Source organism: Bacillus sp. URHA0034, from assembly GCF_056280405.1.
Genome location: NZ_JBWCDK010000002.1, coordinates 2,534,525 through 2,550,483, shown reverse-complemented (window position 1 = coordinate 2,550,483; position 15,959 = coordinate 2,534,525). Strand labels below are relative to the sequence as shown.

General features: G+C 43.6%; 11 protein-coding genes, 14 tRNA genes and 3 rRNA genes. 23 read left to right on the top strand and 5 right to left on the bottom strand.

The features are described 5' to 3' along the window. Position 1 precedes the first annotated feature (1 nt). From ACZ9EE_RS14300 to ACZ9EE_RS14285, 4 genes are all read right to left on the bottom strand, one after another. A complete protein-coding gene (locus ACZ9EE_RS14300; RefSeq protein WP_476028046.1) occupies positions 2–274 on the bottom strand; it encodes a YqhV family protein in 273 nt (90 codons plus the stop codon). A 101-nt stretch (positions 275–375) separates the two neighbouring features. Further along, complete coding sequence (locus tag ACZ9EE_RS14295) at positions 376–1,140, bottom strand: sulfite exporter TauE/SafE family protein (protein ID WP_476028044.1); 765 nt, start codon at positions 1,138–1,140, stop codon at positions 376–378. Between the two features lie 140 nt (positions 1,141–1,280). After that, a complete protein-coding gene (locus ACZ9EE_RS14290) occupies positions 1,281–1,562 on the bottom strand; it encodes a hypothetical protein (RefSeq protein ID WP_476028042.1) in 282 nt (93 codons plus the stop codon). Positions 1,563–1,604: 42 nt separating this feature from the next. Continuing rightward, positions 1,605–2,849: an MFS transporter gene (locus ACZ9EE_RS14285; protein WP_476028040.1), complete on the bottom strand. Its 1,245-nt coding sequence runs from the start codon at positions 2,847–2,849 to the stop codon at positions 1,605–1,607. 164 nt (positions 2,850–3,013) lie between these two features. Here ACZ9EE_RS14285 and ACZ9EE_RS14280 point away from each other — a divergent pair, with 164 nt between their 5' ends. Genes ACZ9EE_RS14280 through cysC form a run of 5 tightly spaced genes read left to right on the top strand, consistent with a single transcriptional unit; the run spans position 3,014 to position 6,877 of the window. Then, positions 3,014–3,763, top strand: coding sequence for a phosphosulfolactate synthase (locus tag ACZ9EE_RS14280; RefSeq protein ID WP_476028038.1), 750 nt, complete (start codon positions 3,014–3,016; stop codon positions 3,761–3,763). A gap of 1 nt (position 3,764) precedes the next feature. Next, a complete protein-coding gene (locus tag ACZ9EE_RS14275) occupies positions 3,765–4,301 on the top strand; it encodes a histidine phosphatase family protein (RefSeq protein WP_476028036.1) in 537 nt (178 codons plus the stop codon). A gap of 16 nt (positions 4,302–4,317) precedes the next feature. Next, positions 4,318–5,028 (top strand): phosphoadenylyl-sulfate reductase, encoded by a 711-nt coding sequence (locus ACZ9EE_RS14270; protein WP_476028034.1) that lies wholly within the window; start codon positions 4,318–4,320, stop codon positions 5,026–5,028. A 56-nt stretch (positions 5,029–5,084) separates the two neighbouring features. Beyond that, positions 5,085–6,248: a sulfate adenylyltransferase gene (gene sat, locus ACZ9EE_RS14265; protein WP_476028032.1), complete on the top strand. Its 1,164-nt coding sequence runs from the start codon at positions 5,085–5,087 to the stop codon at positions 6,246–6,248. A 29-nt stretch (positions 6,249–6,277) separates the two neighbouring features. Beyond that, positions 6,278–6,877 (top strand): adenylyl-sulfate kinase, encoded by a 600-nt coding sequence (gene cysC / locus ACZ9EE_RS14260; protein ID WP_476028030.1) that lies wholly within the window; start codon positions 6,278–6,280, stop codon positions 6,875–6,877. A gap of 9 nt (positions 6,878–6,886) precedes the next feature. On the opposite strand, the gene ACZ9EE_RS14255 is transcribed toward cysC, so the two are convergent. Continuing rightward, positions 6,887–7,504, bottom strand: a complete 618-nt coding sequence (locus ACZ9EE_RS14255) for a YitT family protein (protein ID WP_476028028.1) — start codon at positions 7,502–7,504, stop codon at positions 6,887–6,889. Between the two features lie 393 nt (positions 7,505–7,897). Between ACZ9EE_RS14255 and ACZ9EE_RS14250 the strand changes: the two genes are divergently transcribed. The 18 genes from ACZ9EE_RS14250 (at position 7,898) to ACZ9EE_RS14165 (ending at position 15,810) form a co-directional block, all read left to right on the top strand. Then, a 16S ribosomal RNA gene (locus tag ACZ9EE_RS14250) occupies positions 7,898–9,447 on the top strand. A 204-nt stretch (positions 9,448–9,651) separates the two neighbouring features. Next, a 23S ribosomal RNA gene (locus tag ACZ9EE_RS14245) occupies positions 9,652–12,585 on the top strand. Positions 12,586–12,666: 81 nt separating this feature from the next. Then, positions 12,667–12,782, top strand: a 5S ribosomal RNA gene (gene rrf, locus ACZ9EE_RS14240). The 16S, 23S and 5S rRNA genes sit together here with 14 tRNA genes alongside, the layout of an rRNA operon. Positions 12,783–12,824: 42 nt before the next feature. Then, a tRNA-Glu gene (locus tag ACZ9EE_RS14235) sits at positions 12,825–12,899 on the top strand. Between the two features lie 12 nt (positions 12,900–12,911). After that, positions 12,912–12,987, top strand: a tRNA-Val gene (locus ACZ9EE_RS14230). Between the two features lie 174 nt (positions 12,988–13,161). Continuing rightward, a tRNA-Thr gene (locus ACZ9EE_RS14225) sits at positions 13,162–13,234 on the top strand. A gap of 145 nt (positions 13,235–13,379) precedes the next feature. Next, positions 13,380–13,455 (top strand) — tRNA-Lys (locus ACZ9EE_RS14220). Positions 13,456–13,480: 25 nt separating this feature from the next. Beyond that, positions 13,481–13,562: transfer RNA gene (locus ACZ9EE_RS14215), tRNA-Leu, on the top strand. A gap of 39 nt (positions 13,563–13,601) precedes the next feature. Continuing rightward, a tRNA-Arg gene (locus ACZ9EE_RS14210) sits at positions 13,602–13,678 on the top strand. Positions 13,679–13,681: 3 nt separating this feature from the next. Beyond that, positions 13,682–13,758, top strand: a tRNA-Pro gene (locus tag ACZ9EE_RS14205). A 313-nt stretch (positions 13,759–14,071) separates the two neighbouring features. Continuing rightward, a tRNA-Phe gene (locus ACZ9EE_RS14200) sits at positions 14,072–14,144 on the top strand. 28 nt (positions 14,145–14,172) lie between these two features. Next, positions 14,173–14,257, top strand: a tRNA-Tyr gene (locus tag ACZ9EE_RS14195). Between the two features lie 5 nt (positions 14,258–14,262). After that, positions 14,263–14,338: transfer RNA gene (locus tag ACZ9EE_RS14190), tRNA-His, on the top strand. A 12-nt stretch (positions 14,339–14,350) separates the two neighbouring features. Continuing rightward, positions 14,351–14,424, top strand: a tRNA-Gly gene (locus ACZ9EE_RS14185). Between the two features lie 4 nt (positions 14,425–14,428). Next, positions 14,429–14,502 (top strand) — tRNA-Ile (locus tag ACZ9EE_RS14180). Positions 14,503–14,545: 43 nt separating this feature from the next. Then, positions 14,546–14,620, top strand: a tRNA-Asn gene (locus tag ACZ9EE_RS14175). Between the two features lie 18 nt (positions 14,621–14,638). Then, positions 14,639–14,712 (top strand) — tRNA-Arg (locus tag ACZ9EE_RS14170). A gap of 123 nt (positions 14,713–14,835) precedes the next feature. Continuing rightward, positions 14,836–15,810, top strand: a complete 975-nt coding sequence (locus ACZ9EE_RS14165) for a tyrosine-type recombinase/integrase (RefSeq protein WP_476028026.1) — start codon at positions 14,836–14,838, stop codon at positions 15,808–15,810. Positions 15,811–15,959: the final 149 nt, after the last annotated feature.

Sequence of the window (15,959 nt, the reverse complement as noted above, 5' to 3'; positions counted from 1 at the left end):
ATTAGGACTTTACTCCTATTAAAATAAAGGCAACACCTAGTAAAATCCAAACGATCTTCATGACAGATATATCCCCAACAATCCCTACAAGGCCTATTGTTGTGGTTAAAATTAATATAATAGGGCCGACAAGGGCAAGTGAAGAATTAATCATTAATGCTTTTTCAATTGAATTAAACCTTAGCATTAAAATGGCTGCAAATACCTCAATACTGCCAGATAATAATCGTAAAAAGGCCATTCCCAAAACTGCTTTTTCTAAGATTATAAACATAGCTACCTCCCGAAAATATCCATTTCACCACATTATATGTTGATATTTTCTAGAGAAGGACATGTTTTTTTTCTAAAATGAATTCATTTTAAGAGAGAAGATTAAATTAGTTTAAACCCGCTAATTAAAATCATGATCGCCATAATTGTCCTTAATGGTTTTTCGGGGAATTTTGAGGATAAGGTGCTACCTATAATCACACCTGGAATAGATCCAGTTAGAAGATTAACCATTAAGAGGTAATCAACATTACCAAAACCGGCATGGATAATTCCAGCTGCGGTAACGAGGAAGAAAGCATGGGCTATATCTGTTCCGACGAGTTCTGATGGACTTAACCGATATAGAAAGATCATTGCTAAAGCAAATAATGAGCCAGAGCCAATCGAAGTTAAACCAACAATAAAGCCTAATACCGCCCCTAATCCAATCGTTAATGCCCGTTTCTCCTCAAGAGGCCTTATTTGCAGGTGATTCCACTTATTTTTATTTTTCATAAACGTTTTAAACAGGGTAGACAATGCCACCAGTATTAAAACATAGCCAAGAGCATGCTTAATCACCAATTCTTGATTGTGAAAATAGGAATCAAATAAGTGGAGGAGTCCAACAGCCATGACCGCACTGGGAATGCTCCCGATCGCTAAATATTTGACGAGTTTAAGGTCGATGGTCTTTTGCCTCCAATGCTGAATAGATCCAAAGAGTTTTGTAATGGAGTTGTAGAAAAGATCTGTCCCCACAGCAATAGATGGATTTATCCCCAATAATATTAGAATCGGGGTTAACAAGGCTGCACCACCAACGCCTGTTAACCCGACCATAAAGCCAATCGCTAATCCCATTAAAATGATTCCAAAGCTCATTAGGCAGCACTCCATAGAAAATATACTTATAAAACTAAATTATGAAGTAGGTATCCGCCTTGTGACATCACTTCTTGTATACCAAAAAACGGTTGACCCAGTTCAGTTTCTGAGTCAACCGTTTATGGAGCTATGGAATCTTATTCTTTTTCTTCTTCATTTAATTTGATTTTTTTGCATCCAACATACACACAAGAGAAGATATCGAGTCCAGGCTTCGCTTTTGCAAGTCCTTTAATGTAGGGGGTAATTAAATCTTTAAAGTCAGCTCCCACTTCATCCTCTTCTAAAATGCCATATACATAAAGTTTCTTTTCGTCAAATAAAAAGGCTACATTTCCTACTCCTTTGTTTTTTCCATCAACCACATTTAAAACTTGATATTCCGGGGTAATGACCTCGGGTGAAAAATATATTTGCAATGAAATCTTCTCCTTTTCAATCAATGGATAGGATGGGCGATTTTACGTAAATTGCAGCTTCTCAAACAGCGAATCATTTTCTTCTGTTGGCTTCTTTTTAGCGACATGGATCAGCATCATGCAAAGAATTCCGCATAATAACGTTAATCCAGCTGTGGCAAGAAACATTCCAGATCTGGACCATTCCATTAATGTACTAAAGATTGGCGGGCCTATGGCTACCCCTAAAAAACGAACGGAACCGTATAATGAGGTAACAAATCCTCTTCTATCGGATGGAACAGAGCCAGTAATAAAGCTATTAATGCAAGGGAGTACAAGGCCCGTGCCGACACTGCTGACCACCAGTACTGAAAAGAACGGTAATAATTTGGTAAAGAACATTAGAGATGCAAAGGAAGCGGTCATTAATAGACAACCAATGACAATTAATTTTTTCATAAGACTCATTTTTTTGCCGATATTACTTCCGGTGATATAGGAAGTAGTCGTCATAAATAAAAGTGGTATGGCTAATATAGCCCCTTTCAATAGACCATCAATATGATGGTCTTTCTCAAGGATGTCAGAAATATAAAACAAAATCCCAAACAGGGTAAATAAACAGGAAGCCCCCGTTAAATAAGCGGCAAACAACCAGCGTCCCTCTGTTTTAAACACAGATACAAGGCCTTTAACATATTTTTTAATAGGAGGAGGCTCTTTCTCGGCCTTTTTTTCTTTAATAAAAAAGATGGTGAATAAAACGGATAGGAAACAAAAGATCGGAAAGGCAAAAAAGGCAGCATACCAAAAGAGTAAGGCTAATAACGACCCAATAATGGGGCTGATTACTTTACCAAACCCATTAGATGCTTCTACTAAACCTAATACCTTACTTTGCTCGGCGCCCTTAAATAAATCGCCTGCTAAGGCCATTGCAATTGGGGCCGTTCCTGCTGCACCAATTCCCTGCATAATCCTTCCGGCTAGTATCCATGTATAGGAACTAGAAAACCAAGCAGCCGCCGCTCCAGCTAAAAGCCCGCCCAAGCCGTACAGTATAAGGGCAGGAATGATGACGGCTTTTCGAGAAAATCGGTCGGATAAATATCCTAAGACTGGTATAGAGATTGCAGCTGCAATCGAAAATACGGTGATAATCAAACTAGTTTGAAATTGAGTTACATTAAGTTCTGTTTTCATGCTTGGGAGGATAGGGATCAACATCGAGTTCCCCAGAACCAAAATGAGCGGGATAGAACCGATGGCTGCTATCGTTAACCCTTTATGTTTTTGCTTTGGCAAGGATGTACACCCCTAACTATAAAATTAAGCTTTATTATTGTTTGTTCTAGATCAATGTTTATACATGACAAATGCCTAATTACAAGGTGTAATAGCCCATTGTTTACACAATAACCCAGTTTTTGAATAATCTATCCTAGAAAAATAGAGGAGGCGCATTGCCTATGGATTTTTTAACATTGCCGGAAAGGACTTCAGGAAATCGAACTTATGGTTTGACTTCTGTCATTGATTTCGGGACCCCATTAGGGGAGTTAAAAAATATCTTAGCTGATTATGGTGACATCGTTGATATTGCCAAAATTGGCATTGGATCTGCCTATGTTACCCCAAATTTAAGGGAAAAAATCAATCTTTATAAGGAACACCAAATAAAACCGTATTGTGGCGGAACCTTATTTGAGAAATGCTATTACCAAAATAAGATTCCGGAATATTTGGCCTACTTAAACAGTGTAGGAATTGAATGGCTGGAAATATCCAATGGGACCTTGGATATTCCACTTCAAGAGAGGCTTGATCTGATTTCGCAAATAAAGAATGATTTTCATGTAATTGCCGAAGTCGGTTCCAAAGATTCTAATAATGAAATGCCAATCACTGATTGGAAAAAGGAAATAAAAGTGCTGCTCGACGCTGGATGTGATTATGTGATAACGGAAGGCCGGGATTCCGGGACATCTGGAATTTATGATAAATGTGGCACTGTTAAATCTAACTTAGTTCAAGAGCTATTGAAGGATTTAGATGCGCGTAAAATTATTTTTGAGGCTCCATCAGCGAAGCACCAAATGTATTTTATAAAAGAAATTGGCCCTAATGTCAATTTAGGAAATGTAAAACTGCACGATGTACTGGTACTGGAATCACAGCGCCGTGGACTAAGAAGTGAAACCTTTTTTTTGGAGGCATAAGATGTACCTTACCTTAATCCGGCACCTACCTACAGAATGGAATAAAAAAACATGGCTTCAAGGAAGACGAGACATAGACCTCGCACCTGTCACAGTGGAGTATGCGAAAAAGATAAACCAGAATAAGGAACGTCTCAAAAACGAGCGGTTTGATTTAGTATTGGCCAGCACTTTGAAACGAACCCATCAAACCGCTCATCTTTATGGGTATTACCCTGAAACTGAGGGATTATTAGATGAATTGGATTTTGGTCCATTTGAGGGTGTTCCAAAGAGTAAGCTTATCCATGAATATGGTGATAAATGGATTGAAAGCCCCAAGGAACTAGTTCTTGGTGAGAGTTTAAAGAATCTTGAGGCCCGAATCGAAAAATTTTTAAAAAAATATAAGGATTATCACAATGTATTGGTTTTCGGGCACGGTTCATGGATACGGGGGCTAGTTTCTTATGTGAACTATGGCGACATCAATAACATGAATAAAATCATCGTTGAAAACAATCAATGCATCACCTTAGAAGTGGAATTGAGTGAATGAAATGGAGGGCTAAGGATTGTCAGAACTGTTAACGTATGAAAATTGGGATGAAGAGAAAATAGCCTCCTTTATGAACAATAAACCAGATTTCTTAGATGCTTTAAAATGGGCCTATCAGGAGTATAAAGATGATATCGTATATTCCTGCAGCTTTGGCGCCGAAGGGATTGTACTAATTGATTTAATTTATAAAGTTAACAAACATGCAAAGATTATTTTTCTTGATACTGGGCTGCATTTCCCCGAAACCTATGAATTAATAGATAAGGTTAAAGAACGTTACCCAACACTTGAGATCACAATGCTAAAACCGAAGGCCAGCCTAGCGGACCAAGCAAAATGGTATGGTGATGAACTGTGGAAGCATAATCCCAATTTATGCTGCCATATGAGAAAAGTAGTTCCCTTAAAAGAAGCGTTAGCGAATGTTTCGGCCTGGATATCCGGTTTAAGAAGAGATCAATCCCTTACAAGGCAAAATACCCAATATATTAATAAGGATGAAAAATTTCATAAAGTAAAAATTTGCCCTCTTATTCATTGGTCATGGGATGACATCATGACCTATATTACAATAAATAATCTTCCGTATAACCCTTTGCATGACCAAGGATATCCGAGTATCGGCTGTGCCCCGTGTACTCAGGCTGTGACCGATACGGCAGATCTTCGTGCAGGGCGCTGGGCCGGAAATACCAAAACAGAATGTGGCCTCCACGAGGGATAAAGATAAATCTAATAACATGCTGACCGAATAATTGGGAGGTCTAGGGAGGAATAGTTATGGGTGAGAGTGTGCCACATGGTGGCAAATTAATGAATCGGATCGACGTGCATTTTTCAAAGGAAAATATTATTAACTCTGTCGAACTAAGTAAATTGGAATTAAGTGATTTAGAATTGATAGCAAATGGGGCGTATAGTCCGCTAGAAGGATTTATGGAAAAGAAGGATTATGATTCCGTGGTTGAGAAGATGAGGCTATCTAACGGACTTCCATGGTCCATCCCCATTACATTAGCTGTGGAGCCTCAGAAAGCGAAGCTGCTTAAAATAGGAGAAACGATCAACCTAATTCACGATCATACGATTTATGGTGTAATGACGGTTAAGGAAATGTTTAAGCCGGATAAAAAGGTGGAAGCCGACAAAGTATATAGAACTATTGATCCTAGCCATCCAGGTGTTAAAAAGCTGTTTGAACGACCGGATATTTATATTGCTGGTCCGATAACTCTTATCAAAAGGCTGGAGAAAGTTAAATTTGAAAGCTTTTATTTAGACCCGATGCAGACAAGAGAGAAATTTAAGGAGCTAGGGTGGGAAACGGTTGTTGGTTTTCAAACGAGAAATCCTGTTCACAGAGCCCATGAATATATTCAAAAATCAGCTTTAGAGGTGGTTGATGGATTATTCTTAAATCCGTTAGTCGGCGAGACAAAAGCCGATGATATTCCTAGTGAGATTAGAATGAAGAGCTATCAAGTATTACTGGAAAATTATTATCCACAAGACCGGGTCTTCTTGTCTGTTTTTCCAGCTGCCATGCGCTATGCCGGACCAAGAGAAGCTATTTTTCATGCCATTGTCCGGAAAAATTATGGATGTACACATTTTATTGTCGGAAGAGATCATGCTGGAGTAGGGAATTATTATGGGACCTATGATGCACAAAAAATCTTCAGTCACTTCACAGAAGAGGAATTAGGGATTAAACCACTATTTTTCGAACATAGTTTCTACTGCAAAAAGTGTGAAAACATGGCGTCTGCAAAAACATGCCCTCATGACCGGGGGTATCATGTGATTTTATCGGGGACGGCGGTTAGAGGAATGCTGAGTAATGGCGTTCATCCTCCAAAAGAATTCAGCCGGCCAGAGGTAGTCGAAATTCTTATTCAAGGAATGAAGGAAACATATATAAATGAAAACTCAAGAATTGGCTAGCTGCCAAAACAACTAAAGGGTGTAGGAGAATGAATAAAAGAAGTAATATCACCTGGCATCACACATCTGTTACAAAAGAAGAGCGGCATCTTTTAAATGGGCATAAAAGCTGCGTTCTTTGGTTTACTGGTTTGTCCGGATCAGGAAAATCTACATTGGCAAATGCGGTTGACAAGATGTTATTTCAAGAAAGTTATCGAAGCTATGTGCTGGATGGGGACAATATCCGTCATGGATTAAACCGTGATTTAAGCTTTCATCCAGAAGACAGAAAAGAGAATATCCGCAGAATCGGGGAAGTTGCAAAACTGTTTGTTGACAGTGGGCAAATCGTATGTACTGCTTTTATTTCTCCTTTCCTAGAAGACAGGGATCTTGTTCGCAAAATGTTTGAACCAGGTGAGTTTATTGAGATCTATGTGAATTGTCCGATCTTTGTTTGTGAAGAACGCGACCCAAAAGGACTATATAAAAAGGCCCGAAAAGGTGAAATCTCTGAATTTACAGGAATCTCATCTCCTTATGAGCCACCAATTAAGCCAGAAATTATGATTGATTCCAATAAGATAACGATCGAACAATCTGTAGACAAAGTAATTGGATATTTAAAAGATAAGAAGATTCTATAGCGGATCTTCTTATCTTTTACGCCAATTAGCCGTAAGGAAGCTAATCTTATGAATTTTTAATTCATAAATATAATCAATGATATTGGTTGAAAAAAATTGGCAAATAATTGCGAAGATCACAATTTTATAATCGATAACTAAGGCTGTTAATAGGAAAATTAAAAGGTTGATGGCCATCATTACTTTTCCAGGACTCCAATTCTTGTAAGTAGCAATCATTAAAGCAGGAATGACCATACCACCACTGGATGCTCCCGCCCGGATGAGGACCCCTACGCCAATTCCAAAAAAAACACTTCCAGCTAGCAGGTCCAATAATAGATGCACGTGAATATGTGGGACATGCAGTGTTAAGTAATTTACAGTGGTAGAGGTAGTGGCAACTGAAATGATGGTTTTAAAGGTCCATGTAAAGCCAAAATAACGAATTGCAAAGAATAAAAAAACGATATTAGCAATCCATAAGGAAAATCCTAATGATAAGTGAAACCAGTGATTCATTAAAATGGCAATTCCAGCAGCCCCGCCAGATGGAATAGAATGAGGAAATAAAAACAAGGACATTGACATTCCCTGCATACTGGCGCCAATTATTATTAAGCAATAACTTAACAATGTTTTTCTCATACTCTTATAAATACTAGCGCCAATTGTTTATTAGTCGTTATCAAGCTAATAACCCCCTAGGACAATCCTTACTTGTCCATTTTATGTAGGGATTATCCTGATTATGAAGGATACTCTACGGAAAATAAAACAAATAGAAAAATGAAATGGATAATTTTACATGTGGATGTTTGCGAAAAGAAGTGATATATTAATAAAGCTCCTTCGAGAAAAGGTAAACGTCAAAAAGAATTAAGAAATTTTGTTGACAGCCTCTTGTTGGATGTGTTAAGATATTTCCTGTCGCTTCTGATGGCATTGTTCTTTGAAAACTAAACAAACAAAAACGTCAACAAACAATAATATTCATTTCTTATGAAATGAAGCCAACGTAACAAAATGAGCTAATCAACTTTCTTGGAGAGTTTGATCCTGGCTCAGGACGAACGCTGGCGGCGTGCCTAATACATGCAAGTCGAGCGAATCAATAGGAGCTTGCTCCTGTTGGTTAGCGGCGGACGGGTGAGTAACACGTGGGCAACCTGCCTGTAAGACTGGGATAACACCGGGAAACCGGTGCTAATACCGGATAATCCTTTTCCTCTCATGAGGGAAAGTTGAAAGTCGGTTTCGGCTGACACTTACAGATGGGCCCGCGGCGCATTAGCTAGTTGGTGAGGTAACGGCTCACCAAGGCGACGATGCGTAGCCGACCTGAGAGGGTGATCGGCCACACTGGGACTGAGACACGGCCCAGACTCCTACGGGAGGCAGCAGTAGGGAATCTTCCACAATGGACGAAAGTCTGATGGAGCAACGCCGCGTGAGCGATGAAGGCCTTCGGGTCGTAAAGCTCTGTTGTTAGGGAAGAACAAGTACCGGAGTAACTGCCGGTACCTTGACGGTACCTAACCAGAAAGCCACGGCTAACTACGTGCCAGCAGCCGCGGTAATACGTAGGTGGCAAGCGTTGTCCGGAATTATTGGGCGTAAAGCGCGCGCAGGCGGTCCTTTAAGTCTGATGTGAAAGCCCACGGCTCAACCGTGGAGGGTCATTGGAAACTGGGGGACTTGAGTGCAGAAGAGGAAAGCGGAATTCCACGTGTAGCGGTGAAATGCGTAGAGATGTGGAGGAACACCAGTGGCGAAGGCGGCTTTCTGGTCTGTAACTGACGCTGAGGCGCGAAAGCGTGGGGAGCAAACAGGATTAGATACCCTGGTAGTCCACGCCGTAAACGATGAGTGCTAAGTGTTAGAGGGTTTCCGCCCTTTAGTGCTGCAGCTAACGCATTAAGCACTCCGCCTGGGGAGTACGGCCGCAAGGCTGAAACTCAAAGGAATTGACGGGGGCCCGCACAAGCGGTGGAGCATGTGGTTTAATTCGAAGCAACGCGAAGAACCTTACCAGGTCTTGACATCCTCTGACACTCCTAGAGATAGGACTTTCCCCTTCGGGGGACAGAGTGACAGGTGGTGCATGGTTGTCGTCAGCTCGTGTCGTGAGATGTTGGGTTAAGTCCCGCAACGAGCGCAACCCTTGATCTTAGTTGCCAGCATTCAGTTGGGCACTCTAAGGTGACTGCCGGTGACAAACCGGAGGAAGGTGGGGATGACGTCAAATCATCATGCCCCTTATGACCTGGGCTACACACGTGCTACAATGGATGGTACAAAGGGCAGCAAAGCCGCGAGGCCTAGCCAATCCCATAAAACCATTCTCAGTTCGGATTGTAGGCTGCAACTCGCCTACATGAAGCCGGAATCGCTAGTAATCGCGGATCAGCATGCCGCGGTGAATACGTTCCCGGGCCTTGTACACACCGCCCGTCACACCACGAGAGTTTGTAACACCCGAAGTCGGTGGGGTAACCGTAAGGAGCCAGCCGCCTAAGGTGGGACAGATGATTGGGGTGAAGTCGTAACAAGGTAGCCGTATCGGAAGGTGCGGCTGGATCACCTCCTTTCTAAGGATATAAGCTGGACATATGAGCCAGACAAAACGTTTGTTTGATGGTTTTCTGTTTGTTTAGTTTTGAGAGTGCAATCTCTCAAGGCTTTTTTTAATCGTTCTTTGAAAACTAGATAATCGTATAGAAGAAACCAAGTAAAAACCGAGTAAAATCGCCATTTTAGTTTTTTCTCTCTATTAAATAGAGTAAAACCTTTTAGGTTAAGTTAGAAAGGGCGCACGGTGAATGCCTTGGCACTAGGAGCCGATGAAGGACGGGACTAACACCGATATGCTTCGGGGAGCTGTAAGTAAGCTTTGATCCGGAGATTTCCGAATGGGGAAACCCACTGCTCGTAATGGAGCAGTATCTTTACCTGAATACATAGGGTAATGATGGCAGACCCGGGGAACTGAAACATCTAAGTACCCGGAGGAAGAGAAAGCAAACGCGATTCCCTAAGTAGCGGCGAGCGAAACGGGATTAGCCCAAACCAAGAGGCTTGCCTCTTGGGGTTGTAGGACACTCAACATGGAGTTACAAAGGAACGGGGTAGATGAAGCGGTCTGGAAAGGCCCGTCATAGAAGGTAAAAGCCCTGTAGTTGAAACTTCGTTCCCTCCTGAGTGGATCCTGAGTACGGCCGGACACGTGAAATCCGGTCGGAAGCAGGGAGGACCATCTCCCAAGGCTAAATACTCCCTAGTGACCGATAGTGAACCAGTACCGTGAGGGAAAGGTGAAAAGCACCCCGGAAGGGGAGTGAAATAGTTCCTGAAACCGTGTGCCTACAAGTAGTTAGAGCCCGTTAATGGGTGATAGCGTGCCTTTTGTAGAATGAACCGGCGAGTTACGATTACATGCAAGGTTAAGTTGAAGAGACGGAGCCGCAGCGAAAGCGAGTCTGAATAGGGCGTATGAGTATGTGGTCGTAGACCCGAAACCAGGTGATCTACCCATGTCCAGGGTGAAGTCCAGGTAACACTGGATGGAGGCCCGAACCCACGCACGTTGAAAAGTGCGGGGATGAGGTGTGGGTAGCGGAGAAATTCCAATCGAACTTGGAGATAGCTGGTTCTCTCCGAAATAGCTTTAGGGCTAGCCTCACGTAGTTAGAGTCTTGGAGGTAGAGCACTGTTTGGACTAGGGGCCCTCATCGGGTTACCGAATTCAGACAAACTCCGAATGCCAAAGACTTATCCGTGGGAGTCAGACTGCGAGTGATAAGATCCGTAGTCAAAAGGGAAACAGCCCAGACCACCAGCTAAGGTCCCAAAGTATACGTTAAGTGGAAAAGGATGTGGAGTTGCTTAGACAACCAGGATGTTGGCTTAGAAGCAGCCACCATTTAAAGAGTGCGTAATAGCTCACTGGTCGAGTGACTCTGCGCCGAAAATGTACCGGGGCTAAACGTATCACCGAAGCTGTGGATTGACACCGTTGGTGTCAGTGGTAGGAGAGCGTTCTAAGGGCGTTGAAGCTAGACCGTAAGGACTGGTGGAGCGCTTAGAAGTGAGAATGCCGGTATGAGTAGCGAAAGATGAGTGAGAATCTCATCCACCGAATGCCTAAGGTTTCCTGAGGAAGGCTCGTCCGCTCAGGGTTAGTCGGGACCTAAGCCGAGGCCGAAAGGCGTAGGCGATGGACAACAGGTTGATATTCCTGTACCACCTCTTTATCGTTTGAGTGATGGGGGGACGCAGGAGGATAGGGTAAGCGCACTGTTGGATATGTGCGTCTAAGCAGTTAGGCTGAGAAGCAGGAAAATCCGCTTCTCGCGAAGGCTGAGCTGTGACAGCGAGGGAAATATAGTACCGAAGTTCCTGATTCCACACTGCCAAGAAAAGCCTCTAGCGAGATAAAAGGTGCCCGTACCGCAAACCGACACAGGTAGGCGAGGAGAGAATCCTAAGGTGAGCGAGAGAACTCTCGTTAAGGAACTCGGCAAAATGACCCCGTAACTTCGGGAGAAGGGGTGCTCTTTGGGGTTCATAGCCTCGAAGAGCCGCAGTGAATAGGCCCAGGCGACTGTTTAGCAAAAACACAGGTCTCTGCGAAGCCGCAAGGCGAAGTATAGGGGCTGACGCCTGCCCGGTGCTGGAAGGTTAAGAGGAGGGGTTAGCTCACGCGAAGCTCTGAATCGAAGCCCCAGTAAACGGCGGCCGTAACTATAACGGTCCTAAGGTAGCGAAATTCCTTGTCGGGTAAGTTCCGACCCGCACGAAAGGCGTAACGATCTGGGCACTGTCTCAACGAGAGACTCGGTGAAATTATAGTACCTGTGAAGATGCAGGTTACCCGCGACAGGACGGAAAGACCCCGTGGAGCTTTACTGTAGCCTGATATTGAATTTTGGTACAGCTTGTACAGGATAGGTAGGAGCCTGAGAAACCGGAGCGCCAGCTTCGGTGGAGGCGTCGGTGGGATACTACCCTGGCTGTATTGAAATTCTAACCCGCACCCCTGATCGGGGTGGGAGACAGTGTCAGGTGGGCAGTTTGACTGGGGCGGTCGCCTCCTAAAGAGTAACGGAGGCGCCCAAAGGTTCCCTCAGAATGGTTGGAAATCATTCGTAGAGTGTAAAGGCACAAGGGAGCTTGACTGCGAGACCTACAAGTCGAGCAGGGACGAAAGTCGGGCTTAGTGATCCGGTGGTTCCGCATGGAAGGGCCATCGCTCAACGGATAAAAGCTACCCCGGGGATAACAGGCTTATCTCCCCCAAGAGTCCACATCGACGGGGAGGTTTGGCACCTCGATGTCGGCTCATCGCATCCTGGGGCTGTAGTCGGTCCCAAGGGTTGGGCTGTTCGCCCATTAAAGCGGTACGCGAGCTGGGTTCAGAACGTCGTGAGACAGTTCGGTCCCTATCCGTCGTGGGCGCAGGAAATTTGAGAGGAGCTGTCCTTAGTACGAGAGGACCGGGATGGACGCACCGCTGGTGTACCAGTTGTCTTGCCAAAGGCATCGCTGGGTAGCTATGTGCGGACGGGATAAGTGCTGAAAGCATCTAAGCATGAAGCCCCCCTCAAGATGAGATTTCCCATAGCGTAAGCTAGTAAGATCCCTGAAAGATGATCAGGTTGATAGGTCAGAGGTGGAAGCGTGGCGACATGTGGAGCTGACTGATACTAATCGATCGAGGACTTAACCATAGTCTAAAGCGAATAAGCTCGTTTTTATAAAGTTTCTTCTACATTATCTAGTTTTGAGAGAGCGATCTTTCAATTAAATAGTCTGGTAATTAAGGCGAGAAGGTCACACCCGTTCCCATACCGAACACGGAAGTTAAGCTTCTCAGCGCCGATGGTAGTTGGGGCTTTGCCCCTGTGAGAGTAGGACGTTGCCAGGCTAGGCCCCTTTTGGGGCTATTATTTTGTCTACTTTTACAGTTGGCCCGTTGGTCAAGCGGTTAAGACACCGCCCTTTCACGGCGGTAACACGGGTTCGAATCCCGTACGGGTCACCATTTTTTAAATGTGGAGGATTAGCTCAGCTGGGAGAGCATCTGCCTTACAAGCAGAGGGTCGGCGGTTCGATCCCGTCATCCTCCACCATAATTTTTCCTTACTTAATGCCGGGGTAGCTCAATTGGTAGAGCACGACCGAATAAGCTGCCTGAATAAGCTTCAGCATACGGACCGAGCTGCTACTTGAATAATCTTTCTGAGGTCAGGATGACGGTACCAAAGACGGCGTGTTTGAATTTAATATATTTTTTCTTACTATATGCCGGGGTAGCTCAATTGGTAGAGCAACTGACTTGTAATCAGTAGGTTGGGGGTTCAAGTCCTCTCGCCGGCACCTTAATTCGAGCCATTAGCTCAGTTGGTAGAGCAGATTGCAGACTTCTGTGAATCAGCTTCTGCGGGCAATTTGTGAGAAAGAACGCAAGTTCTTTTGAGCATCAAACCTACCACAAATTAGTTGTAGGAAATCATCTTTGTATGAGCCATTAGCTCAGTTGGTAGAGCATCTGACTTTTAATCAGAGGGTCGAAGGTTCGAGTCCTTCATGGCTCACCATAGTTTATTTCACAAGCAAAATATTGCGGGTGTGGCGGAATTGGCAGACGCACCAGACTTAGGATCTGGCGCCGCAAGGCGTGGGGGTTCGACTCCCTTCACCCGCACTAAATTTCTTTATAAGAGAAAAATAACTTCATTATAATGCGCCCGTAGCTCAATTGGATAGAGCGTCTGACTACGGATCAGAAGGTTATGGGTTCGACTCCTTTCGGGCGCGCCATAACGGGAAGTAGCTCAGCTTGGTAGAGCACTTGGTTTGGGACCAAGGGGTCGCAGGTTCGAATCCTGTCTTCCCGACCAGTCTTTCATTTGTTATATAATTGGCTCAGTAGCACAGTCGGTAGAGCACGAAGAATAAGCTGCATAGAAAAGCATCAGCGTACCCATCGAACTGCTGCTTGAGTAAGTTTTCTGAGATGGGGACTAAGGACTTCCCACGAATTTATTGTAGGTAATCATATTATTAAGGCTCAGTAGCTCAGTCGGTAGAGCACGAATGAATAAGCTGCATAGAAAAGCATCAGCGTATCCATCGAGCTGCTGCTAGAGTAAGCTTTCTGAGATGGGGACGAAGGACTTTTCGCAAATTTATTGTAGGTAATCATATTATTAAGGCTCAGTAGCTCAGTCGGTAGAGCAAAGGACTGAAAATCCTTGTGTCGGCGGTTCGATTCCGTCCTGAGCCACCTTTAAATACACAATTGTTTTTTTTATGGAGGGGTAGCGAAGTGGCTAAACGCGGCGGACTGTAAATCCGCTCCCTCAGGGTTCGGCGGTTCGAATCCGTCCCCCTCCACCATAATGGCGGCTGTGGCGAAGTGGTTAACGCATCGGATTGTGGTTCCGACATTCGTGGGTTCGATTCCCATCAGCCGCCCCATATGAATGTTTTGCGGGTGTAGTTTACTGGTAAAACCTCAGCCTTCCAAGCTGATGTAGTGGGTTCGATTCCCATCACCCGCTCCAAAATGGGCCTATAGCTCAGCTGGTTAGAGCGCACGCCTGATAAGCGTGAGGTCGATGGTTCGAGTCCATTTAGGCCCATCATAGTATTTTATGATAGTAAAAATAACTAACTTACCATTATTCCGCAGTAGCTCAGTGGTAGAGCTATCGGCTGTTAACCGATCGGTCGTAGGTTCGAGTCCTACCTGCGGAGCCATTCTACTATACATATCATGCGCCTTTAGCTCAGCTGGATAGAGCATACGCCTTCTAAGCGTACGGTCAGAGGTTCGAATCCTCTAAGGCGCGTATTTAAAATGGGCGTTAAAGCCCGTCAAATCAACCTTCTAGAACGTCAAATGAAACGGTCAGTGCATCGGTCAAAAGCCGAAATTCACTCGATATTTCATTAACGTTTTAGGAGGTTTTTTAATGCCGAAAAAGAAAAGCGTTTTTACTATTACCGAAGACTTGAACAACCTTTTTATCGAGCGTCTTGCACAGAGCAAATCGATTTCTAAACGACTAACCATTGATAATGCACTAACGACTATTACCCGTCAAATGGAGATCAGTGGCAACCGACCTCGAACAATAAGCGACTACTCCATTCATGTAAATCATTTTAAGGACACGACTGGACTTGCTTATTTAAGTGACATTACTGCGGAACGAATTTACTATTGGTTGTCACTTATGGACGTTAGCAATCAAACTAAATTAATACGCCTAAAGTGTTTGAAAGCATTCTTGTCCCGTTGTTTTCAAAATGGATGGATTGAACGGCAGTTTTGGAAACCAATCAAAATTCGAGTTGATAGTAACGTGAAAGAAGGGGCTACAGAGCGTGAAGTTCGAACGTTATTGTCTTTGCTAGACCTTAGTGACTTCGTGCAGTTACGAGACGCTACGGCCGCTCTATTAATGTTTAAAACGGGGATTCGTATTAATACAATCGTACACCTGGAAAACAGGCATATTGACTTACAAGATAAATTACTGAGACTTGACGGGGCTATTATGAAGAATCACGATCAGTTACTGTTGCCATTTGATGATACACTGCACCGACTACTGAGCGTGCTTGTACGCCAGAATGATGCTATAAGGCAAGTATACGGAGTACAGAATAATTACGTTTTTATCACGAAACAAGGCGGGGTCATTTCGAATAGTCCTACGCACAATAACATTCAGAAGCGATTAAATAAGTATTCTAAGGAGTTTGGATTACGTAATATTAATCCACATGCACTCAGACGTGGTTTTGTAAAGTCTTTACTCAATAAAGGAGCGAATATTGCTGAAATATCAAAAGCGCTTGGTCATAGTAATCTCGCTGTAACAACACAGTACTTGCACCTGGATAAAGAAGAAGTTGAGGAGAATCTACGGAAATATTTATAGTACTTAGTGACATCATCATAACGGGTGGCGTTTTTTCTTATTAAGCTAACTGGCAGTTTAGTTGAATAACAAAAGAGATAACGAGGTAAATTTTTATCACAAATTGTTGTCAATATTTAACGAATGCTTTCTGTTTAAATGTCCCGCTA